This window comes from Pseudomonas sp. BN102 (genome assembly GCF_029871245.1).
GTDB lineage: Bacteria > Pseudomonadota > Gammaproteobacteria > Pseudomonadales > Pseudomonadaceae > Metapseudomonas.
This window is the reverse complement of record NZ_SSON01000075.1, coordinates 382,940-404,534: the sequence shown is the minus strand read 5'-3', so window position 1 is coordinate 404,534 and position 21,595 is coordinate 382,940. Positions and strand designations below refer to the sequence as shown.

Below are 21,595 nucleotides of genomic sequence, written 5' to 3'. Positions count from 1 at the left end.
CCTGCGGACCGGTTGGCGAATGAATTCGCCCCTACAAAAGAGCTGGCGCCCACTCAGCCAAAAGCACCAGGCTGGTTCAGGGTGCAGCGGATGCCACCGGGCAAGGCCATGCTAGCCACGCACTGGTTGCAGTGGGTGCAAGGGCTAATCCAGCCCTCACCCTGCTCGCGGACGCGCTGCAACAACTGCGAATCATTGAGCAGGGCGCGGCCCATGGCGATGAAGTCAAAGCCTTCGGCCATGGCCTGTCCCATGCTTTGCGCGGTGGCCACGCCCCCGAGGTAGGCCAGCGGTATGCTCACGGCGCGACGCATCTGGCGGGCCAGTTCGAGGAAATACATCTCCTCGTACGGCATCGACGGGAAGCTCGCACCGCCAAACCACTTCATCGCCGTACGCTGCCACGGGTTCTTCTCCAGCGGCACCATGTACTGCAATGGGCTTTCGCCACGGAACAGGAACATCGAGGTACGACTGACCAGACCGCCGCTCATGACGATGGCATTCAGCCCGCCCTGCTCCAGCAGCTGCGCGGCCTGGCAGGATTCCTCGATTCCCAGGCCGCCTGCCAGCCCGTCGCTGAGGTTGAGCTTGGCCAGCAGCGGGAAGTCCTTGCCGACCGCCGCGCGCACCGCCGCCAGCACCTGCAGCGGAAAGCGCATGCGATTTTCCAGGCTGCCGCCGTAGGCGTCGCGGCGCTTGTTCAGCAACGGCGAGATGAACTGGCTGAGCAGGTAGCCATGGCCCATGTGGATTTCGATGGCATCGAACCCGGCATCGCGCACGAAGCTGGCGGCTGCCGCGTACTCGGCAATGGTCCGGTTGATATCGGCGTTGTCCATGGCGCCCCCGAAGGGCACACCGGAGAACACGCCGTACTGGTTGATGCAGGCACTGGGGCCACGTGGGCGCGGAATGCTGCGCGGCTTGTTGCGGCTGAAATAGCCGCAGTGGGCCAGCTGTGCGGAGACCGCACCACCTTCGGCATGCACGGCGGAGGCCAACCGCTGCAATTGCGGAAACACACCGCTGTGCATCCACATCTGGTCGGGGAAAGTCAGGCCATCGGGCGACACGCCGCAATAGGCCACTGTGGTCAAGCCGACACCGCCGCGCGCCATGCCGGCATGGTGGTTGACCAGATCGTCGCCCGGCACGCCGCCAGGGCACATCCCCTCGAAGGTCGCGGTCTTGATGACACGATTGCGCAAAGTCAGGCCGGCCAGCTTGGCGGGGCTCAATAGCCTGTCCAGTTCGTTGCTCATGCTCACTCCTGCGGTTCGAAAGGGACGAACTCGGCGACTTCCAGCTCGAAGCCGGAAACGGCCTTGTAGCTCACGGGGAAACTCAACAGGCGCATCTTGCGCACGCCCACATCGCGAAGGATCTGCGCGCCGATGCCCAATGTACGCTGCGGAAATACCGGCGGGCGTGGCCTTTGCCCGGCCCGCTGCTGAAGCTGTTCGATAACCGCGCAGGGCGTTTCCTGCTGGGCCAGCAGCACCACGACACCGGCGCCCTCCTCCGCCACTCGCGCCAGGGAGCGGTCGAGGTTCCACTGGTCGGGATGGCTGCCCAGCAGGTCGCGCAGGGTTTCCACCGCCTGCACCCGCACCAGGGTCGGCGTGTCGCGGCGCACCTCGCCACGCACCAGCGCCAGGTGCAAGTGGCCCTGGTAGTCATCCAGATAGGTGATCACGCGGAAGTCGCCGTGGCGGGTGCGGATGGGGTATTCGCCGGAACGGCGGATGGTGCCCTCGTGGAGGATGCGGTAGTGGATCAGGTCGGCCACGCTGCCCAGCGGCAGGCCGTGGCGCTCGGCGAAGTCGCGCAGGGCCTGGCCGCGCGCCGGTTCGCCCTGCTCGTCGAGGATGCCCACCAGCACGGCGGCGGGCATGAGCCCGGCCAGGCGCGCCAGGTCGCAGGCCGCCTCCACATGGCCGGCGCGCTGCATCACGCCACCCGGCTGGGCGCGCAGGGGGAAGATATGGCCGGGCTGCACCAGGTCGGCGGCAACGCTGGCCGGGTCCACGGCCACGGCGACGGTGCGCGCGCGGTCGGCGGCGGAAATCCCGGTGGAAACCCCTGTGCGTGCTTCGATGGACAGGGTGAAACCCATGCCATGGCGGGCCCGCGAGTTGGGCACCATGAGTTCCAGGCCGAGGGCCCTGCAGCGGTCCTCGGTCAGGGCCAGGCAGATCAGCCCTCGCGCTTCGCGGGCCATGAAGTTGATGGCGGCGGCATCGGCATGGCCGGCGGCGATCAGCAGCGAGCCTTCGCCCTCCTGCTCGTCGTCGGTGACCACCAGCATGGCGCCGCTGGCCATGGCCTCGATCAGTCGTTGCGGGCTGTCCATGGGGGCTCCTTCAGCTCAGGGCCTGGCGCAGGTCGGCGGCGGCGGACTCCAGGGCGGCCTGGGCCTTGGCGACGAAGGCAGCCATGCTGATGAAGCCGTGGATCATGCCTTCGCAGCGTTCCAGCCGGGTCTTCACCCCGGCCTGTTCGAGACGTCGGGCGAAGGCCTCGCCCTCGTCGCGCAGTGGGTCATATTCGGCACTGATGAGGGTGGTGGGCGGCAGGCCAGTGAGGTCCTCGGCGCGCAAGGGCGAGGCCAAGGCCTCGTCACGCTGTTCCTGACGCGCCAGGTATTGGCTCCAGAACCAGCGCATCTGCTCACGGGTGAGGAAGTAACCCTCGGCGAATTCCTGCTGGGAGGCACTGTCGCAACGGGCGTCGGTGGCCGGATAGAACAGGCACTGGTAGGCGATGCGCGGGCCCTTGCGGATCTGCGCCAGGCGGCTCACGGCGATGGCCAGGTTGGCGCCGGCGCTGTCGCCGGCCAGGGCCAGCCGGCTGGCGTCGAAGCCCAGTTCGCTGGCGCGCTCTACCAGGTCGCAGGTGGCCCGGTAACAGTCGTGGGGGGCGGCCGGGAAGCGGCTTTCCGGTGCCAGGCGATAGGCCACCGAAACCACCACGGCGCCGCACAGGCGGGCCAGGCTGCGGCAGAGGTTGTCGTGGGTATCGAGGTTGCCGATGACGAAGCCGCCACCGTGGAAGTACACCAGCAGCGGCAGGTCGTCGCTGTCTTCCGGGCGGTAGAGGCGCGCGTCCAGTTCGCCCTCGGCGCCGGCCAGGCGCAGGTTGCGCACTTCGAACAGACGCTCGCCAGGCATGGGCGGCATCAGGTTGTCGCTGAACTGGCGGTATTGGACGGGGTCGAGCTGGCTATAGTCCGGCTGCGGCATTCCGCTGAACTGCTGGAGTACAGCGGCGATCTGGGCGTCGAGGGGCATGGAGGCGTTCCTTATGCGTCGGCCATCTGGAAGACCGGGTTGGTCTCGTCGAGGATGCTGGCCAGGCGCCGTTCCAGCGCCGGCTTGAAGTTCTTGTGGGGCAGCAGCCAGAAGCGCCCTGCCTCGATGCCGGCGAAGACCTCCCGTGCCAGCTCGCGCGGGGCCATGCCCTGGCGGATGCTGCTGTCGAGCAGGGCGTCGAGCTGCTCTGCGGCGGCGCCGGCGGCAAGGTTGGAAGCCATGATGTCGCTGGCGACCGGCCCCGGGCAGAGCACCGAGACGGTGACCGGCGCCTGGAGCATGGCCAGTTCGTAGTGCAGGGTTTCCGAGAGCGCGACCACCGCCTGCTTGGTCACGGTGTACGGCCCCATCATCGGGCTGCTGATCAGCCCGGCGAGCGAGGCGGTATTGACGATATGGGCCGGGCGCCCCTGCTCGAGCAGCAACGGCACGAAGCTGCGAAGGCCATTGATGACGCCACGCAGGTTGATGTCGAGCATGCGCTGCCACTGGACCGCGGTGATTTCCCAGCTGAATCCGGTCTGCATCACGCCCGCGTTGTTGAACAGCAGGTCGACACCGCCGAAGCGCTGCTGCGCCAGCGCGAGCAGGTTGTCCACCTGCTGCGGGTCGCCGACGTCGGCCACCAGGCTGGCGACTTGGGAGCCCTGGGCAGCCAGCTCTTGCGCCAACGCGGCCAGGCGCTGCCCGTCGATATCGCTGAGCACCAGGCGCAGGCCCAGTGCGGCCGCCTCCTGCGCCAGACCTTTGCCGATGCCACCGGCAGCGCCGGTGATTACCGCCACCTGGCCCTGTTGAATGACCATCATGGACTCCCGTTCTTGTTCTGTCTGGCCAGTAGAGCTGTTCCGCCGGGCCCGGCCATCGTCCGCTCGGACGATGGCCGGCCTGATTCAGTCGGCGACCTGCAACACCTGTTTGGTACGTGCCCGGCCTTGTTGCAGGCGTTCATGGGCGATTGCCACCTCGGCCAGGGGCAGCAGCTCCAGCCGTGGCGGGCGCACGCGCCCGGCCGCCAACAGCGCGGCGATCCGCCCCAGGGCTTCACCGCTGGGCATGCGGCTGTAGGCCACGGCGGTACGCAGACCTCGCCGGGCGGCGGCGGCGTGGTCAGGCCCGGCATCGCCCGGCGCCAGGGTGAGAATCGCCACCAGGATGCCGCCAGGGCGCAGCAGATCCAGCGCGCCAGGCAAGCTGCCGCCGCCAATGCAGTCGAGCACCAGGTCGACGCCTTCCGGCGCCCAGTGGAGCAAGGCCTGCTCGATCGAGCCGGCTCGGTAGTCGATCGCGCACTCGGCACCGTGGGCCTGCACATGCGACAGGTTGTCCTCACTGCAAGTCGCGGCGATACGCGCACCGGCGCAGCGTGCGAACTGGATAGCAAAGCCGCCTACCGCGCTGCCACCACCGTGGATCAGCACTTTCATGCCCGGGCGTAGGCCGCCTTCGTCGAACAACCCCGCCCAGGCCGCCAGGGCTGGTGTGGGCACGGCTGCCGCGGCGGCGAAGTCGAGGTTGTCCGGCATGGGCACCAGGGAGGCCCGGGATACACAGGCGTATTCGGCGTAGGAACCCCACTTGCCGGCGCCGACGTCGCTCTGGGCGAACACCCGGCTGCCCAGGGACAGGTCGTCCACCCCTTCCCCCAGGGCGGCTACTGTGCCGGCGAGGTCGAAGCCGAGGACGAAGGGGAAGCGGTAGTCGAGGAAGGCGCCGAGATAACCCTCGCGGCATTTCCAGTCCGCCGGGTTGACCCCGGCGCAGACCACCCGCACCAGCACTTCGCCGGGGCCGGGTTGCGGGCGTTCGACTTCCTTCAGTTGCAGCACCTCGGCTCCGCCAAGGCGTTCGATGACCACTGCGCGCATGCGAGTCTCCCGGTCAGTTTTCTGGGTATGAGGCATCCCGGCCAAGCAGCCGGAGGGTGTTTGGCAGCCCCGGCACCGCCATCGGTGGCGACACCCAGCGCTGATCCAGGGTCAAGCCGCGGGCGGCGCAGACCGGCAAGTAGAGCCTGTCCAGCGCGTCCAGCACCAGAGCGATGCGCCCGGGGGCGTGCGGATTCTCACCACATACGCGGATCACCCTCGGACGCTCCTTGTCGTTGTGCTCCCGTGCAGTAGAACCGCGACACCGGCCAGGGCCATCGTCCGATCAGACGATGCCGGGAAATGCAGGCACCGCAGAATCCGGTCGGTACGTAAGCTGCAGCGGACTGCCTGAGCCGGATGCAGCCCTCAAGGACCCTGACGGGAGAACAAGAAGATGAGTACGCTGCACCGAATCGAAGCCAAGCAGCTGGAAGCCCGCTACGCGCGCGGCTGGCATTGCCTGGGTCTGGCCTCCGGGTACCGCGATGGCAAAGCCCATCGCCTGGATGTCTTCGGCACCCGCCTGGTGGCCTTTGCCGGAGAAGACGGGCAAATCCGCATTCTCGATGGCTACTGCCCGCACATGGGCGCCGACCTCAGCGAAGGCTGCGTCGAGGGCGACGCCATCCGCTGCCCCTTCCATGAGTGGCGCTGGCGCGCCGACGGGGTCTGCGACGACATTCCCTACGCCAAGCGCATCCCGCCGCGCGCGAAGATCAAGTCCTGGCCGGTGATGGAGCAGAATAACCTGCTATTCGTCTGGAACGACCCGGAAGGCAACCCGCCCATCGCCGAACAGGCGATCCCGCGCATCGACGCCTGCTTCGACGACGAATGGGCCGAATGGGAAGTCGCCGAGCTGAAGATCGACACCAACTGCCGCGAACTGATCGACAACGTCTCGGACATGGCGCACTTCGATTCGGTGCACGGCACCGACCTCAACCACTTCAGCAACACCTTCGAACGGCACATGGCGGTGCAGGTGATGCGCGGCTGCAGCGCACGGCTGTCCGGCGACAGCGAGTTGACCACAGTCGCCACCTACTACGGTCCGGCCTACCAGATCACCGAGATGACCGGGGCCCTGGACGGTATGCCGATCCACTCGATCCTGCTCAACTGCCACGTGCCCATCGACCTCGACAGCTTCACCCTGCGCTACGGCGTGCTGGTGAAGAAGGTTCCCGGGCTCACCGAGGAGCAGAACCGCGAGATGGCCAAGGCCTATGTGGCCCAGGCCCAGGCGGCCTTCTACGAGGACGTGGCCATCTGGCACAGCAAGACCCGTGTCGACAACCCGCTCCTGTGTGACGGCGACGGCCCGGTCTACCAGCTGCGCAAGTGGTACGACCAGTTCTACACCGATGTCGCCGAGCTGCCCTCCAGCCTTGCCGAACCCCGCTCCTTCGTGGTGCTGGACGTCGCCGAGACCGCTTGACGTCCAAATGGGATCGATCGTCTCCCCGATCAGTGGGAGACGATCTGCCTTGCTGAATGATCCCGTTAGTATGTAAGAAGCACCCTACAAAAATAAAAGTGGTTCAGACATGGCACACACCCTCACGCTCGATGAGTTCAGCGGGATGCTTCGCAACCTCTATCAGGGACCGCTGGAGCACATTCCCTGGACGACCTTCCTGGATCAACTGAAAAAATGCCTCGCATCCAAGTACGCCACCTTCATCCTGCGCCCGCCCAGCCAGCACGTGGATGGTTTGAGTATTTCCACCGCAGGCTCTTCCGCAGAAGTCACGGCTTCCTATAACCAGCACTTCTACAGCCTGGACCCCTTCGTCGGTCTGCCGAACCGACAGGTAATCACCTTGGCCGAGTTCGTCTCGGACAGCGACTGGTTGAATTCGGAGTTCTACAAGAACTTCCTCGAACCGGTGGACGTCTTCCACATCCTGGGTGCGGACATCAATACCAGCGACGGTGCGCAGTGCCGCATCCGCATCTCGCGTGGCAAGAACGACCCCGCGTTCGACCAGAATGACAAGGACCTGCTGACCCTGCTTCTGCCCCACCTCGAGCAGGCAGTGGTGCTGCACATGCACCTCAATCGCATGGAAAGCGAGCGCAATCTCTATGCGGGCGCGGTCGACCAGTTGGCAGTAGGCACGATCATCCTCGACCAGGACGGCAAGGTTTTGCAGAAGAACCGCCTGGCCGAACACCTGCTTGAGGAGAAAGATGGCATCAAGCTGGTCAATGAGGGCCTGCAAGTCGGTACCGCCCGCGACAGCCAGGAGTTTCGCCATCTGGTCAAGCAGGCGCTGCTGTCGCAAAAGAGCAGCAACCCTTCGGTGGTCGAAGCCATGCGCGTGCAACGCCCGTCCGGGCGTGCGGACCTGGGTATCATCGTTCGCTCCGTCCCGCCCAGTACCTGGAGTGAAGGCAAGCAGTGCCCCTCGGTGGTGATTTTCATCAGCGACCCGGAGCAGGAATCCAGCGCGCCCCAGGAAATCGTCAAGGCGCTGTTCGACCTGACCCCGGCCGAGGCCCAACTGGCCATGCTGCTGGCCAACGGCCTGACCCTGGACGAGGCCTCCGACGTTCTCGGCATCAGCCGCAACACCGCGCGGGCGCACCTGCGCTCGACCTTCTCCAAGACCGGGGTGACACGGCAGACCATGTTGGTGCGGTTGATCCTGCGCAGCGTGGCGACACTGGGGTGAAACGATTTAGCTAGCGGTCTGGCACGTCGCCAATCCTGTAGGAGCCAGCTTGCTGGCTCCTACAGTGCATGCCTGTGCCGCGCCCCCGGCGCCAGCGGACATGGCCTGCCCCTAGTCCATCCAGACGATGCCCCCAACCCCGATGCGCGCGACGCTCTGCCGGGTCATGCCACGGGAGCCCGCCATGCGCAGCCTGCCCACCATCCTGAAGACCGAACTGCTGGCCGAGAGCGCCTGGTTCCAGATCGAAGCTCTGCACCTGGAGTTCAGCAATGGCCAGCAGCGCGTCTACGAGCGCCTGCGCGGTTCCGGCTACCAGTCGGTGCTGGTGGTGGCCCTGCCCGATCCCCAGCACGTGCTGCTGGTACGCGAGTACGCGGTGGGCGTCGAGCAGCGCGTGCTTGGCCTGCCCAAGGGTGGCGTGGAAAACGACGAGACCACCCTGCAGGCGGCTAACCGGGAGTTGATGGAAGAGGTCGGCCTGCGCGCCGGCCGCCTGCGTGAGCTGGGTGTGCTGAGCCTAGCGCCCGGACACCTCTGCCACAGCTGCCGGGTGGTGCTGGCCGAAGACCTGGAGCCCAGCACGGCCCTGGGTGACGAGCCCGAGCCCCTGGAAATCATGCGCGTGCCGCTGGCGCTGGTTCCGGCCCTCGTCGCCTCGGGCGAGCTGCACGAAGCACGCGCCATCGCCGCCCTGTTCATGGCGCTCAGCAACAGGAGCGGCATCTAGTCCGTTCGGACGAGGCGGCGTGCCGAGAGTCTTCCTAGTCTTGCCCACATAACAACGTGTCCCTCCTGTGTAGAGGAATGAACATGAAAACAAGAAAGAAGATCTGCCTCACTGTTCTTACCTGCGCGTTCGTAGCGGCCTATGTGGCGATGATGACGCGCCCTCTGCCGTCGTCGCTGGCGGCCACCCAGTACTGCCAGCCCCACTACCCCGCCTGCTACATCCCGGTCCCAACCATCGGGTCGCTGCTGCCGTAACCCTGCCCAGTCCCGGGCGACGCTGTTCGACGCGCCGCCTGCCAGCCGCATTGCCGCTGCGCTCGATCTTCAGCCCGGCGGCCCGCGACCTATTGCCGCGCTCTCGGCACGGCCTGCCCGGCCTGGCCCCCAATCCACGCGCCCTGCGCCTTCGCGCTCGCCCGACACCCATCTGATATGGTTTTTGCCGCCTGATCTGAATCTGTTTTGCCGATCAGTGCATTCCTATAGTCCGTCTCGCCGTAACAGCCTGATGGGCACTGATCATGAGCGAGAGAATCCCGGCGCAGGTAATAGAGGTCACTCCCACCCTGCCGCCCGTTGCAAGCAAACCCCTTTCCGCCTCCAACGGACCTGTCCACACCCGCCGCTTCACCGGTTTCTACCGCGATCTGCGCCGCATCGGCGCGGGTCTCCTGTGCCTGTTGTTCTTCGGCACCCTCTGGCTCGACTGGGATGGACGCCAGGCCGTGCTCTGGAGCCTGGAGCAAAGCAAGTTCTACATCTTCGGCGCGACCTTCTGGCCCCAGGACTTCATCCTGCTCTCGGGCCTGCTGATCATCTGCGCCTTCGGCCTGTTCTTCATCACGGTGTTCGCCGGCCGCGTCTGGTGCGGCTACACCTGCCCGCAGAGCGTCTGGACCTGGATGTTCATGTGGTGCGAGCAGGTCACCGAGGGCGACCGCAACCAGCGCATCAAGCTGGCCGCCGCGCCCTGGAACGCCGGCAAGCTGCTGCGCCGATCGATCAAGCACGGTCTCTGGCTGGCCATCAGCCTGGCCACGGCCATCACCTTCGTTGGCTACTTCACCCCGGTGCGTGAACTGGTGGCCGACCTGGCCAACTGGCAGATCGGCGGCACGGCACTGTTCTGGGTGCTCTTCTTCACTGGCGCCACCTATATAAATGCAGGCTGGCTGCGCGAGCAGGTGTGCATCCACATGTGCCCCTATGCGCGCTTCCAGAGCGTGATGTTCGACAAGGACACCCTGATCGTTTCCTACGACGCCACCCGTGGCGAATCCCGTGGGCCGCGCAAGAAGGGTAGCGACCCGAAGGCCCAGGGCCTCGGCGACTGCATCGACTGCCAGATGTGCGTACAGGTCTGCCCCACCGGCATCGACATCCGCGACGGCCTGCAGATCGCCTGTATCGGCTGCGCCGCCTGTATCGACGCGTGCGACTCGATCATGGACCGCATGGGCTATGCCCGCGGCCTGGTTGGCTACAGTTCGGAGCGCGCCCTGGAAGGCGGCAAGACCCATTTGCTGCGACCACGGTTGCTCGGTTATGCGACAGCCCTGGTGCTGATGATCGTCGCGCTGGTCTGGATGGGCGCCACCCGCTCGCAGCTGTCGGTGGACGTGATCAAGGACCGCGGCATGTTCCGCGAGAACGCCGCCGGCGAGATCGAGAACATCTACAACCTCAAGCTGATCAACAAGACCCAGCAGGCCCAGCGATATCGCCTGGAGCTGGCGGAGACCAAGGGCTTCCGCCTGCAGGGCGAGCACGAGGTGAGCATTGGCGCCGGCGAGATCCTCTCGCTGCCGGTCTCAGTGGCGCGCACCGACGACAGCGGCCCAGCCGGTTCGCGGCCGCTGCGCTTCGTGGTACGCAGCCTGGACCAGCCAGGCACGGAGGCCAGCGCCAGCAGCACCTTCGTCAGCCCGAGGCGCTGAGACCATGGCCAAGGACCATGGCGGCGCACGCGGCGAGCGCTTAGAGTGGGGCACCGCCGACTTGCAGGTGCCCAGCCAGGAAAAGATGAAGCGCTACGAAAAATTCGCCGACGAGATCGCCGAGCTGATCCGCACCGGGGTGCTGGCGCCGGGGCAGAAGGTACCCTCGGTGCGCCACGCCAGCCGCACCTACGGGGTAAGCGCCTCCACCGTGTTCCAGGCCTACTATCTGCTGGAGAGCCGCGGGCTGATCATGGCCCGCGCGCGCTCGGGCTACTTCGTCTGCGAACATGTGCGCCGCCCGCTGCCGGAGCCGCAGCCGGGACCGCGAGAAGCTTCGACCACCGAGGTGGATGTCAGTGAGCTGGTGTTCTCGGTGCTGAGCTCGATCAAGGACCCGGACACCGTGCCATTCGGCTCGGCCTTCCCCAGCCCGGAACTCTTTCCCCTGCAACGCCTGGCCCGCTCGATGGCCCACGCGGTGCGCGAGATGGACCCGCGTTCCACGGTAGCCGACATGACCCCGGGCAATCACGCCCTGCGCCGGCAGATCGCCTTGCGCTACATGGTCGGCGGCCTGCCGCTGCCGATCGAGGAGCTGGTGATCTGCAACGGCGCGCTGGAGGCGCTCAACCTCTGCCTGCAAGTGGTGGCCCGCCCCGGCGACCTGGTGGCGATCGAGGCGCCGGCCTTCTATGCCAGCCTGCAGGTGCTGGAACGGCTGAAGCTCAAGGCCGTGGAAATCCCTGTGCACCCGCGCGACGGCATCGACCTGCAAGTGCTGGAAGACAGCCTGGAACGCCTGCCGATCAAGGCCTGCTGGTTCATGAGTAACTTCCAGAACCCACTGGGAGCGAGCCTCTCCGAGGACAAGAAACGCCAGTTGGCGGCGCTACTGGCCAAGCACCAGGTTCCGATGATCGAGGACGATGTCTACGCCGAGCTGTATTTCGGCCAGCACGCGCCCAAGCCGGTGAAGGCGTTTGACAGCGAAGGCCTGGTGATGCACTGCAGCTCCTTCTCCAAGAGCCTGGCACCGGGCTATCGGGTCGGCTGGGTCTCTGGCGGGCGTTTCGCCGGACAGATCGAGCGGTTGAAGCTGATGACCAGCATTTCCGCCTCGGTACCGGCCCAGGCGGCCATCGCCGACTACCTGCAGCACGGCGGCTATGACCGTCACCTGCGCAAGTTGCGCTACGCCCTGGAAAGCCAGCGCAATGCCATGCTGGCGGCAGTGGCCCGGCATTTTCCGGAAGAGACCCGCGTCAGCCGGCCGGAGGGCGGCTACTTTCTCTGGCTGGAATTCCCCGAGCAGGTGGACTCGCTGCGCCTGTTCCAACTGGCCCTGGCCCAGGGCATCAGCATCGCGCCGGGGCCGATTTTCTCGGCAACACGGCGTTTCGGCCATTGCGCCCGTCTCAACTTTGGTCATCCCTGGAGCAACTCCAGTGAACAAGCGATGGAAACTCTCGGCAGGATAATAAGGTCTCTTCTGGACAATCCCTGATTATCGAGGAGTTGCCTTCCTTCACTACTTTAAGGAACCATCCTGCGATGGAGGTTTCTTTTTTGCTTGTTATACTTGTCAAGGTTCTTTCCAGGCTTTTTGCGAAATTGACTTCCAAGCCCGGAGACATCGTAGGGTCTTTCCGTAGTGCGTAGGGAAGTAACCAGTAGTTGCGATAGCAGAACATTGTCCTACAAGAAGACTGCGCTGACGGTCTCTACCGGGCGACCGACACTTGGGAGGCCAGAGCCTCTAGATCGCCTGTTTCACCTCAAGACCATTGATCAAAGAGACGGATAACCACGTGACGAAAGACGAACTGCGCGCCGAACTCGAGCGCCAGGCGCAACGTTACAAGGAAGTTTACGGCGGTGAGGTCACTACCTATGCCGCGCAAAGGGACCCTGAGCGTAAAGCCTGGCGCAAGAAACCCAGCCTGCTCGACAAGAGCTTCGAAAAAGAGCTGGAAAAGATCGAAAAAGAGCTCAGACAGGACCCTTGACAAATTGTCGCACCCGCCCCATCCGGGGAGTCCCGCGTATTGATTTGCGACAACTTCTGTGTGAGATGCCGAAAACCGCTCGACGCCGGGGACTGGGCGGCGATCGGTTTTCTGGCATAATCGCGGCCCCTTCATGAGCCAGTCACAAAATTTTCATGTTCGATCTCTTCAGCGGGCTAGATGCCTGGCTGGTGCTGAGCCTCTTGCTCGCCCTGGCATTCGTCCTGACCTTCGAGTTCATCAATGGTTTCCATGACACCGCCAACGCGGTGGCCACGGTCATCTACACCAAGGCCATGTCGCCCTACCGGGCGGTGATCCTCTCGGGGATCTTCAATTTTCTCGGTGTATTGCTGGGCGGTGTCGGCGTGGCCTATGCCATCGTCCACCTGCTGCCGGTGGAGCTGCTGATCAACGTCAATACCGGCCATGGCCTGGCCATGGTGTTCAGCCTGCTCACCGCGGCCATCGCCTGGAACCTCGGCACCTGGTACTTCGGCATCCCGGCGTCCAGCTCCCACACCCTGATCGGCTCGATCCTCGGCGTGGGTCTGGCCAATGCGATGCTCACCGACGTACCCCTGGGCGAAGGCGTGAACTGGGGCAAGGCCATCGACATCGGCCTGTCGCTGGTCTTCTCGCCGGCCGCTGGCTTCATGGTCGCCGCCCTGCTGCTGCTGGGCCTGAAGTCGATGTATCCACTGTCGAAGATGCACAAGACCCCGGAAACCCGTAAGGAGCTGGACGAGAAGAAACATCCGCCTTTCTGGAACCGCCTGGTCCTGGTGCTTTCCGCCATGGCCGTGAGCTTCGTGCACGGCTCCAACGATGGCCAGAAAGGCATCGGCCTGATCATGCTGGTGCTGATCGGCATAGTCCCGGCCAAGTTCGTGATGGACCTCAACAGCACCACCTACGAGATCGAACGTACCCGCGACGCGGCTACCCACCTCAGCCAGTTCTACCAGCGCCACTCCGATACCCTCGGCGAGATGCTGGCCCTGGGCAAGAGCAACGGCAGCGAGATGCCGCAGCTCTACCGCTGCGACCCGAAGCAGACCGAGCCGACCATCGCCGCTCTGCTCAAGTCCCTGAACGGCGTCGCCAACTACAAGGACCTGAGCGGCGAAACCCGCGTGGAAGTGCGTCGCTACCTGCTCTGCCTGGACGACACCGCGAAGAAGGTGGGCAAGCTCTCTACCTTGCCGGCCCGCGAGAAAGCCGACCTGGAGAAGCTGCGCAAGGATCTGACCGCCACCACCGAATACGCGCCCTTCTGGGTGATCCTGGCGGTAGCCCTGGCCCTGGGCATCGGCACCATGGTCGGCTGGAAGCGCGTGGTGCGCACCGTCGGCGAGAAGATCGGCAAGCACGGGATGACCTATGCCCAGGGCATGAGCGCGCAGATCACCGCCGCCTGCGCCATCGGCATGGCCAACATCTACAGCCTGCCGGTGTCCACCACCCACGTACTGTCCTCCGGCGTCGCCGGCACCATGGTCGCCAACAAGAGCGGCCTGCAGGGCGGCACCGTGCGCAACATCCTGCTGGCCTGGGTACTCACCCTGCCCACCACCATCGTGCTCTCCGCCGGCCTGTTCTGGCTGGCCATCACCTTCATCGTGTGATCCGGACGAGTATGGAGAAGGGCGCCTTAGGGCGCCCTTTTTTCATTTCGACTCCGGTCCCGGCACGCGCTCAGCGGCGCTTGCTCCCTCCCAGCAGGGAGCCCATGAGCCCGCGCACCAGTTGTCGGCCCAACTGGTTGGCGGCCTGGCGCACCACGGTCTTCATCGCCTGGCTGGCGAAGGTGCCGAGCAGTTCGCCGGCAAGATCACCCATGCCGGGCGGATTCGCCGCAGCCTTGCCGGCTTGGGAGTCGGGGGCTTCAGCGGGGGCCTGGGCGGCGCGGGCGGTGAGCATTTCGTAGGCGGATTCGCGGTCGATGGGTTTGTCGTAGCGCCCGGCCTGGGGCGAGCCGCGTACCAGAGCAACGCGTTCGGCTTCGCTCAGCGGACCGATGCGCGACTGCGGCGGGGCGATGGCCACGCGCTGGACCACGGCCGGGGTGCCCTTCTCTTCCAGGGTGCCCACCAGGGCTTCGCCTATGCCCAGTTCGGTGAGCACGCCGAGGGTGCCGAAGGCCGGGTTCGGGCGGAAGCCATCGGCAACCGCGCGCAGGGACTTCTGCTCCTTGGCAGTGAAAGCGCGCATGCCGTGCTGGATGCGTAAGCCGAGCTGGGCCAGCACGTCGTCCGGCAGGTCGCTGGGCGACTGGGTGACGAAGTAGACGCCAACGCCCTTGGAACGGATCAGCCGCACCACCTGTTCCAGGCGCTCCTGCAGCGCTTTCGGGGTATCGGCGAAGAGCAGGTGGGCCTCATCGAAGAACAGCGCCAGCACCGGTTTGTCGGCATCACCGCGCTCGGGCAATTGCTCGAAGAGCTCGGCCAGCAGCCAGAGCAGGAAAGTGGCATAGACCTTGGGCGCCTCGTGCACCAGGCGGCTGGCATCCAGCAGGTGGATGCGCCCGCGGCCGTCGCGGTCGGGCTGGAGGATGTCCTCCAGTTGCAGCGCCGGTTCGCCAAACAGCGCTTCGGCGCCCTGCTGCTCCAGGGTGGCCAGGCGCCGCAGCAGGGCCTGGGCGGAAGCGCCGGCAAACAGCGCGCGGTCCTCGCCCAACACCTCCGGATGGTCCTTGAGGTGGTTCAGCAGGGCCTTGAGGTCCTTCAGGTCGAGCAGCAGCAGGCCTTCGCGGTCGGCCACCTGGAAGGCGGCGTAGAGCGCGGCCTGCTGGCTGTCGGTCAATTCCAGCAGGTTGCCCAGCAGCAGCGGGCCCATTTCGCTGAGGGTGGTGCGCAAGGGGTGGCCGGACTGGCCGGCGACGTCCCACAGGGTCACCGGATAGGCCTGGGGCCGGTGACCCAGCCAGGGCATGGAGGCGATGCGCTCGGCCACCTTGCCCTGGGGATTGCCGGCGGCGCCCAGGCCACAAAGGTCGCCCTTGATATCCGCAGCGAATACCGCCACGCCGGCATCGCTGAAGACTTCGGCCAGGCGCTGCAGGGTCACCGTCTTGCCGGTACCGGTGGCACCGGCGATCAGGCCATGACGGTTGGCCAGCTTCATGGCCTGGGAGATGGCATTGCCCTCTGGGTCAGCGCCAAGAATCAGGGAACTTTGATCGGGCATTTTGCCTTCCTCGGATTAAAGCTTTTGCCGGACAACGCCGATATATAAACCGACGTTTCTACTCAGTTTTTTTCAGCACGCGAGTGCCATAAAGACTGGTGCCTCACCTAATCGGACGCAAGCAAACATGATCAAAAACCTCAGGTTCAGCCACAAGATTCTGCTTGCCGCCTCGCTGGTGGTGATAGCAGCTTTCTCGCTGTTCGCCCTGTACAACGATTACTTGCAAAGGAATGCGATCCGTAACGACCTGGAAAACTATCTGCAGGAAATGGGCGATGTGACCGCCAGCAATATCCAGAATTGGCTTTCGGGTCGGATCCTGCTGGTGGAAAGCGTGGCCGAATCCCTCGCCGCCAACGCCTCGGGTGATGCGGTACCGACCCTGCTGCAACAACGGGCGCTGAAATCCACCTTCGCCTTCACCTACTTCGGGACCCAGGACGGCCAGTTCACCATGCGCCCGGACAGCGCCATGCCCGAAGGCTATGACCCGCGCACCCGCCCCTGGTACCAGGGCGCCAAGAGCGCCGGCGGCACCACCCTCACCGAGCCCTACGTGGATGCAGCCACCGGCCAGCTGATCATGACCATCGCCACGCCGGTGCAGTCCCTCGGCGTGGCCGGCGGCGACCTGAGCCTGGAGACCCTGGTGCGCATCATCAACGCCCTGGACTTCGACGGCATGGGTCATGCCTTCCTGGTCAGCGCCGATGGCAAGATCCTGGTGCATCCGAACAAGGACCTGGTGATGAAGAACCTGCGGGAGGTGTTCCCGCAGAAAACGCCGGCCATCGGCAGTGCCTTCAGCGAAGTGGAAGTGGATGGCGCCACCCGCATCTTCACCTTCGCCCAGATCAAGGGGCTGCCCTCGGTGAACTGGTACATCGGCCTGTCGGTGGACAAGGGCAAGGCCTACGGGATGCTCAGCGAGTTCCGCGCCTCGGCCATAGTCGCCACGGTGATCGCGGTGGTGATCATCATGATCCTGCTGGGCATGCTGATCCGCGTACTGATGCAGCCGCTGCACATCATGGGCCGCGCCATGCAGGACATCGCCCAGGGCGAGGGCGACCTGACTCGCCGCCTGGCGATCCATGCCCAGGACGAGTTCGGCGAGCTGGCCAGCGCCTTCAACCGCTTCGTCGAACGGATCCACGGATCCATTCGCGAAGTATCCTCCGCCAGCGCACAGGTCAATCAAGCGGCGCGCCTAGTACTCAGTTCCTCCAACTCCTCGATGAGCAACTCCGACGAGCAGGCCAACCGCACCAATAGCGTGGCCGCAGCGATCAACGAGCTGGGCGCCGCCGCCCAGGAAATCGCCCGCAACGCCGCCGACGCCTCGCACCAGGCTTCCTCCGCGCGTACCCTGGCCGAAGACGGCCGTCAGGTGGTCGAGCGCACCATCCAGGCGATGAACGAGCTGTCCGGGAAGATCCGCGCGTCCTGCGGCAACATCGAAACGCTGAACGGCAAGACGGTGAACATCGGCCAGATCCTCGAAGTGATCAAAGGCATCTCCGAACAGACCAACCTGCTCGCCCTCAACGCCGCCATCGAAGCCGCCCGCGCCGGAGAAGCCGGCCGTGGTTTCGCTGTGGTGGCCGACGAGGTGCGCAACCTGGCCCACCGCACCCAGGAATCGGCGCAGGAAATCCAGCAGATGATCGAGGAGCTGCAAGTGGGCGCCCGCGAGGCGGTCAGCACCATGACCGAGAGCCAGCGCTACAGCGAGCAGAGCGTGGAAATCGCCAACCAGGCCGGCGAGCGTCTGGGCAGCGTGACCCAGCGCATCGGCGAGATCGACGGCATGAACCAGTCGGTGGCCACCGCCACTGAGGAACAGACCGCCGTGGTCGACTCGCTGAACATGGACATCACCGAGATCAACACCCTCAACCAGGAAGGCGTGGAGAACCTCCAGGCCACCCTGCGCGCCTGCGCCGATCTCGACCAGCAGGCCGCACGCCTGCAGCAGCTGGTGGGGAGTTTCCGGATCTGACAGCGGGCCCCATAGGAGCGAATTCATTCGCGAAAGTCGGACACCGGAACCAAAGCCGCAAACGAAGAAGGCGCCCTAGGGCGCCTTCTTTTTTTCTTCCGTCTCCGGCGGCTGTTCCTGCAACTTCCGCCACAACTCTTCAGCACCGGGAAACTCGGTACCGTTTTCCTCGCTCAGCGCATCCGGGTCATAGCGCCGCACGCAGCCCTCGCCCAGGGTCGGCGGCGGATTGGACGTGGCGCGGTCGCGTGGATCAGCCATGGGCGAGCTCCTCAGACTTCAGGGGGTTGGCCAGGGTCGTGCTGGGCGAAGGCCTTGACCGCGCGCAGCACGTCGCGGCGACTGATCTGGCCAACGAGCACGCCCTCCTCCACCACCGGGAAGCGCCTACGCTTGTCACGCAGGAAGCGCTGGCAGACTTCGATGATGTCGGCCTCCGGGGAGATGGTTTCCACCTGGGTGGACATGTAGCCACTGACGCTACCGCCAACCTCTTCGTAATAGGCGCCGGAAAGGATGCCGCGCAGGCAATCGCCTTCGGAGATCATGCCGATCAGATGGCCCTGGGAGTCCACCACCGGAGCGCCGGATATGCGGTGCTCCAGCAGGCGGTCAATGGCCAGGAAGAGATCGGTGTCGGATCTGAAGGTCACCAGGCGGCGCGTCATGTAATCGCGCACCTTGATCGACTTGAGCATGGGCGGGCTCCTCTGCCGGTTGACCGGAGCGAATGCCCGCCGATCTGTTCAGTCGAACACGACGGTCTTGTTGTCGTGCACCAGCACCCGGTCTTCAAGGTGATAGCGTAGCCCACGGGACAGCACCATCTTCTCCACATCCTTGCCGAGGCGGACCATGTCCTCGATGCTGTCGCTGTGGGTTACCCGCACCACGTCCTGCTCGATGATGGGGCCGGCATCCAGCTCCTCGGTGACGTAGTGGCAGGTCGCACCGATCAGCTTGACCCCGCGCAGCGAAGCCTGGTGATAGGGCTTGGCGCCAACGAAGGACGGCAGGAAGCTGTGGTGGATGTTGATCACCTGGTGGGCGTAGCGCTGGCACAGCTCCGGCGGCAGGATCTGCATGTAGCGGGCGAGCACCACAGTATCGGCGTTGTGCTCATCCACCAGGCGCGACACCTGGTCGAAAGCCGCTTGCTTGTTCTGCGGGTCCACCGGCACGTGGAAATAGGGAATGCCGTGCCACTCCACCATGCTGCGCAAGTCGTTGTGGTTGGCGATCACGCAGGGAATCTCGCAGTCCAGCTCGTCGCTGTGCCAGCGGTGCAGCAGGTCGGCCAGGCAGTGGGACTCGCGGCTGGCCATCAGCACTACGCGCTTCTTCACTGCGGAATCGGTCACCCGCCATTCCATGGAGAACTGGCGGGCGATGGGCGCGAACGCCTGGCGGAAACCGTCCAGATCGAATGGCAGGGAATCGGCGCGGATCTCATGGCGCATGAAGAACCAGCCACTCTGGTTATCCGAGTGGTGGCTGGCCTCGGTTATCCAGCCGTTATAGGTAGCCAGGAAATTACTGACCTTGGCTACGATGCCGACGCCGTCCGGACAGGCAATCACCAGACGAAATGTGCGCATGGGGGAACACTCCAGAGACTTCGCAAAGGCGGCCATTCTAGCCAGTGCGCGAGAAAACTTCAGTAACCCCGTGACTAGAGGGGGATTGCCGGCGGTCGCCGAACAATTCATCCCGCACAACTAAGGTGCTGCAGCAGCCCCGGATATAGCGGATTCCAAAGCAAACTATGCGTGGGCGCGGTCTCGGGACTAATATGAGATAAGAAGCCGCCAACAATGCTCACAAAAGTTTTCCTGCTTATTTACTTGCAGATAAGCGCTGTCTATTATTGCTGACACTTCGCAATCGCAAGTCACCACACGATTCCAACAAGGGACGCCGACATGTCGCTGATCAACGAATACCGGGCAACGGAAGAAGCCATCAAGGAGCTCCAAGAGCGCCTGAAGAACCTGTCCCAGGACGACAAGCTGAAAAAAGAACTGGAATTTGAAGGCAAACTGCGCACCCTGATGGGCGAGTATCAGAAATCCCTGCGCGACATCATTGCCCTTCTCGATCCCGAATCCCGCATCAGCAAGGCCCCGCGTGGCGCCAAGGCCGCCGGCACCGGCACCAAGCGCGCGCGCAAGGTCAAGCAGTACAAGAACCCGCACACCGGCGAAGTCATCGAAACCAAAGGTGGCAACCACAAGACGCTGAAAGAGTGGAAAGCCAAGTGGGGCGCCGAAGCGGTTGAAGGTTGGTCGAGCATCCTCGGCTAAGCCTCCGGAATAAAGAACGCCAGCATCCGCTGGCGTTTTTTTATGCCTCGGCTAAATCGCCGGAAAGTTCCTAACGGCAGCCCTCACAACTGATAGCGGCTGCCCAGTTCCGTGGCATATCTGCGCCACTCCAGCAACACCGCCTGTTGTGTCGGTTCAGTCTTCGCCTGCAACTCATCCAGCGCCTGAAAAAAACTCGCCAGGGTATTAGGCGCCCCGAATTCCGGGCTCTTCAGCCGATTCCTGCAGAATTCCAGCCAGCGCGATTGCTCGCTCGCCGACAAAGTTTCAGGGAAGTTTCTGGCGCGGTAACGGAACAGCAACTCCGGCAGGCGCGCGTCGTCGAACGGCCAGTTCTCCCCGGCAAGCCGCTGGGGATCGGCACGCCGCACTTGCTCGCAGAGGCGACGGTCGCGATCGCCGAGAAATCCGTCGTACAACTGCTGCTCCGGATCATCCGGGGAATCGAATGCTTCCTCCGCGTAGATATCCGGCAACTTTCCTTGCCAGAGGGCGGCCTGCTCGGCGAGCACCGCGGCGCGGCGCTGGCAGAGCTCCAGATCGACGCCCAGGCGCTGGCGATCGGCCTCGCGCAGTACGCCTAACGGGGCCACCACCGGGCAGCGATTGATATGCAGCAGCTTGAGTGGCACCGGCAGTTCGCCCTCGGCCAGTTCGTCGCGGCGGGTATAGAGGCGGCGGCGCAGACTCTCGGCGTCCAGCTCCAGCAATGGCGCCGGGTCGGACTGCAGGTCGAGCACAATCAGGGCGTTGCGGTTGCGCGGGTGCCAGGCCAGGGGCAGGACAACCGCCAGGTAGTGCCGCTCCGCCGAGAAGCGCCCGGAAACATGGACGAGCGGCTGCATCAGCCGCACCTGGTCCTGCACCTTGTGCTTGCTGCGCAATTGATAGAGGTAGTCGTACAGCTTCGGCTGGCGCTCGCGCAGCAGTCGCGCCAGGGCGATGGTCGCGCGGACGTCGGACAGCGCGTCGTGAGCCTGGCCGTGGTCGATGCCGTTGGCGGCGGTGAGTAGCTCCAGGCGCAGGCTGACGCGGCCGTCCTGCTGCGGCCACTCGATGCCTTCCGGACGCAGGGCATAGGCAGTGCGGACCAGGTCGATCAGGTCCCAGCGGCTGTTGCCGCCCTGCCATTCCCGCGCGTAGGGGTCATGGAAGTTACGGTAGAAGCTGTAGCGGGTGACCTCGTCGTCGAAACGCAGGGAGTTGTAGCCGGCGCCGCAAGTGCCCGGCAGCGCCAGTTCGCTGTGCACCCGCTGGATGAACTCGGCTTCGCCCAGGCCCTTCTCCGCCAGGGTGCCGGGCAGGATCCCGGTGACCAGGCAGGCGGCCGGGTGCGGCAGGATATCGTCGCTGGGCTTGCAGTAGAGGTTGATCGGCTCGCCGATCTCGTTGAGCGCTTCGTCGGTGCGGATGCCCGCCACCTGCAGCGGCCGGTCGCAACGCGGGTTGATTCCGGTGGTTTCGTAGTCGTGCCAGAAGATGCTGGATGTCACGGCGACCCCCTTGTACGTGAGGCGGGCAGTCTAACAC

Annotated in this window: 21 protein-coding genes; 10 read left to right on the top strand and 11 right to left on the bottom strand. The window is 64.8% G+C overall.

Going from position 1 to position 21,595, the window contains the following annotated elements:
• Nucleotides 1–53 precede the first annotated feature (53 nt).
• The 6 genes from E8F12_RS23130 to E8F12_RS23105 form a co-directional block, all read right to left on the bottom strand.
• Nucleotides 54–1,265 (bottom strand): NADH:flavin oxidoreductase, encoded by a 1,212-nt coding sequence (locus E8F12_RS23130; protein ID WP_280327502.1) that lies wholly within the window; start codon nucleotides 1,263–1,265, stop codon nucleotides 54–56.
• A 2-nt stretch (nucleotides 1,266–1,267) separates the two neighbouring features.
• Nucleotides 1,268–2,356 carry a 3,4-dihydroxy-2-butanone-4-phosphate synthase gene (ribB, locus tag E8F12_RS23125; RefSeq protein WP_280327501.1) on the bottom strand — a complete coding sequence of 363 codons (1,089 nt, stop codon included), beginning with the start codon at nucleotides 2,354–2,356 and terminating at the stop codon, nucleotides 1,268–1,270.
• Between the two features lie 10 nt (nucleotides 2,357–2,366).
• Complete coding sequence (locus E8F12_RS23120) at nucleotides 2,367–3,293, bottom strand: alpha/beta hydrolase (RefSeq protein ID WP_280327499.1); 927 nt, start codon at nucleotides 3,291–3,293, stop codon at nucleotides 2,367–2,369.
• An 11-nt stretch (nucleotides 3,294–3,304) separates the two neighbouring features.
• Entirely contained in the window at nucleotides 3,305–4,120 is an 816-nt protein-coding gene (locus E8F12_RS23115) for an SDR family NAD(P)-dependent oxidoreductase (protein WP_280327498.1), read from the bottom strand.
• Nucleotides 4,121–4,207: 87 nt separating this feature from the next.
• Nucleotides 4,208–5,182, bottom strand: a complete 975-nt coding sequence (locus E8F12_RS23110) for an NADP-dependent oxidoreductase (RefSeq protein ID WP_280327496.1) — start codon at nucleotides 5,180–5,182, stop codon at nucleotides 4,208–4,210.
• A gap of 13 nt (nucleotides 5,183–5,195) precedes the next feature.
• Nucleotides 5,196–5,399, bottom strand: a complete 204-nt coding sequence (locus E8F12_RS23105) for a hypothetical protein (protein ID WP_280327495.1) — start codon at nucleotides 5,397–5,399, stop codon at nucleotides 5,196–5,198.
• A 180-nt stretch (nucleotides 5,400–5,579) separates the two neighbouring features.
• Here E8F12_RS23105 and E8F12_RS23100 point away from each other — a divergent pair, with 180 nt between their 5' ends.
• The 8 genes from E8F12_RS23100 (at nucleotide 5,580) to E8F12_RS23065 (ending at nucleotide 14,172) form a co-directional block, all read left to right on the top strand.
• On the top strand, nucleotides 5,580–6,626 hold the full coding sequence (locus E8F12_RS23100) for a Rieske 2Fe-2S domain-containing protein (protein ID WP_280327494.1): 1,047 nt from the start codon (nucleotides 5,580–5,582) through the stop codon (nucleotides 6,624–6,626).
• A 109-nt stretch (nucleotides 6,627–6,735) separates the two neighbouring features.
• Nucleotides 6,736–7,866 carry a helix-turn-helix transcriptional regulator gene (locus E8F12_RS23095; RefSeq protein WP_280327493.1) on the top strand — a complete coding sequence of 377 codons (1,131 nt, stop codon included), beginning with the start codon at nucleotides 6,736–6,738 and terminating at the stop codon, nucleotides 7,864–7,866.
• 184 nt (nucleotides 7,867–8,050) lie between these two features.
• Nucleotides 8,051–8,596, top strand: coding sequence for an ADP compounds hydrolase NudE (gene nudE / locus E8F12_RS23090; protein WP_280327492.1), 546 nt, complete (start codon nucleotides 8,051–8,053; stop codon nucleotides 8,594–8,596).
• Between the two features lie 83 nt (nucleotides 8,597–8,679).
• A complete protein-coding gene (locus tag E8F12_RS23085) occupies nucleotides 8,680–8,853 on the top strand; it encodes a hypothetical protein (protein ID WP_280327490.1) in 174 nt (57 codons plus the stop codon).
• A gap of 266 nt (nucleotides 8,854–9,119) precedes the next feature.
• Nucleotides 9,120–10,535 (top strand): cytochrome c oxidase accessory protein CcoG, encoded by a 1,416-nt coding sequence (gene ccoG / locus E8F12_RS23080; protein ID WP_280327489.1) that lies wholly within the window; start codon nucleotides 9,120–9,122, stop codon nucleotides 10,533–10,535.
• Nucleotides 10,536–10,620: 85 nt separating this feature from the next.
• Complete coding sequence (gene mapR / locus E8F12_RS23075; RefSeq protein ID WP_280327630.1) at nucleotides 10,621–12,042, top strand: GntR family transcriptional regulator MpaR; 1,422 nt, start codon at nucleotides 10,621–10,623, stop codon at nucleotides 12,040–12,042.
• 304 nt (nucleotides 12,043–12,346) lie between these two features.
• Nucleotides 12,347–12,544 (top strand): hypothetical protein, encoded by a 198-nt coding sequence (locus E8F12_RS23070; protein WP_280287169.1) that lies wholly within the window; start codon nucleotides 12,347–12,349, stop codon nucleotides 12,542–12,544.
• Between the two features lie 155 nt (nucleotides 12,545–12,699).
• On the top strand, nucleotides 12,700–14,172 hold the full coding sequence (locus E8F12_RS23065; RefSeq protein ID WP_280327488.1) for an inorganic phosphate transporter: 1,473 nt from the start codon (nucleotides 12,700–12,702) through the stop codon (nucleotides 14,170–14,172).
• A gap of 70 nt (nucleotides 14,173–14,242) precedes the next feature.
• Here the strand turns inward: E8F12_RS23065 and E8F12_RS23060 are convergent, their stop codons facing one another.
• A complete protein-coding gene (locus E8F12_RS23060; RefSeq protein WP_280327487.1) occupies nucleotides 14,243–15,736 on the bottom strand; it encodes a helicase HerA-like domain-containing protein in 1,494 nt (497 codons plus the stop codon).
• A gap of 127 nt (nucleotides 15,737–15,863) precedes the next feature.
• Between E8F12_RS23060 and E8F12_RS23055 the strand changes: the two genes are divergently transcribed.
• The gene (locus E8F12_RS23055; protein ID WP_280327486.1) at nucleotides 15,864–17,741 is read left to right on the top strand and encodes a methyl-accepting chemotaxis protein; all 1,878 of its coding nucleotides are present in this window, start codon (nucleotides 15,864–15,866) and stop codon (nucleotides 17,739–17,741) included.
• Nucleotides 17,742–17,816: 75 nt separating this feature from the next.
• Here the strand turns inward: E8F12_RS23055 and E8F12_RS23050 are convergent, their stop codons facing one another.
• The 3 genes from E8F12_RS23050 to purU are packed head-to-tail and all read right to left on the bottom strand — an operon-like array spanning nucleotide 17,817 to nucleotide 19,339.
• Complete coding sequence (locus E8F12_RS23050; protein ID WP_280327485.1) at nucleotides 17,817–18,002, bottom strand: hypothetical protein; 186 nt, start codon at nucleotides 18,000–18,002, stop codon at nucleotides 17,817–17,819.
• An 11-nt stretch (nucleotides 18,003–18,013) separates the two neighbouring features.
• Nucleotides 18,014–18,439, bottom strand: a complete 426-nt coding sequence (locus E8F12_RS23045) for a CBS domain-containing protein (RefSeq protein WP_280327484.1) — start codon at nucleotides 18,437–18,439, stop codon at nucleotides 18,014–18,016.
• Between the two features lie 48 nt (nucleotides 18,440–18,487).
• Entirely contained in the window at nucleotides 18,488–19,339 is an 852-nt protein-coding gene (gene purU, locus E8F12_RS23040) for a formyltetrahydrofolate deformylase (protein WP_280327482.1), read from the bottom strand.
• 324 nt (nucleotides 19,340–19,663) lie between these two features.
• Here purU and mvaT point away from each other — a divergent pair, with 324 nt between their 5' ends.
• Nucleotides 19,664–20,044, top strand: coding sequence for a histone-like nucleoid-structuring protein MvaT (gene mvaT, locus E8F12_RS23035; protein ID WP_280327481.1), 381 nt, complete (start codon nucleotides 19,664–19,666; stop codon nucleotides 20,042–20,044).
• An 83-nt stretch (nucleotides 20,045–20,127) separates the two neighbouring features.
• On the opposite strand, the gene sbcB is transcribed toward mvaT, so the two are convergent.
• Complete coding sequence (gene sbcB, locus E8F12_RS23030) at nucleotides 20,128–21,558, bottom strand: exodeoxyribonuclease I (RefSeq protein WP_280327480.1); 1,431 nt, start codon at nucleotides 21,556–21,558, stop codon at nucleotides 20,128–20,130.
• Nucleotides 21,559–21,595 lie beyond the last annotated feature (37 nt).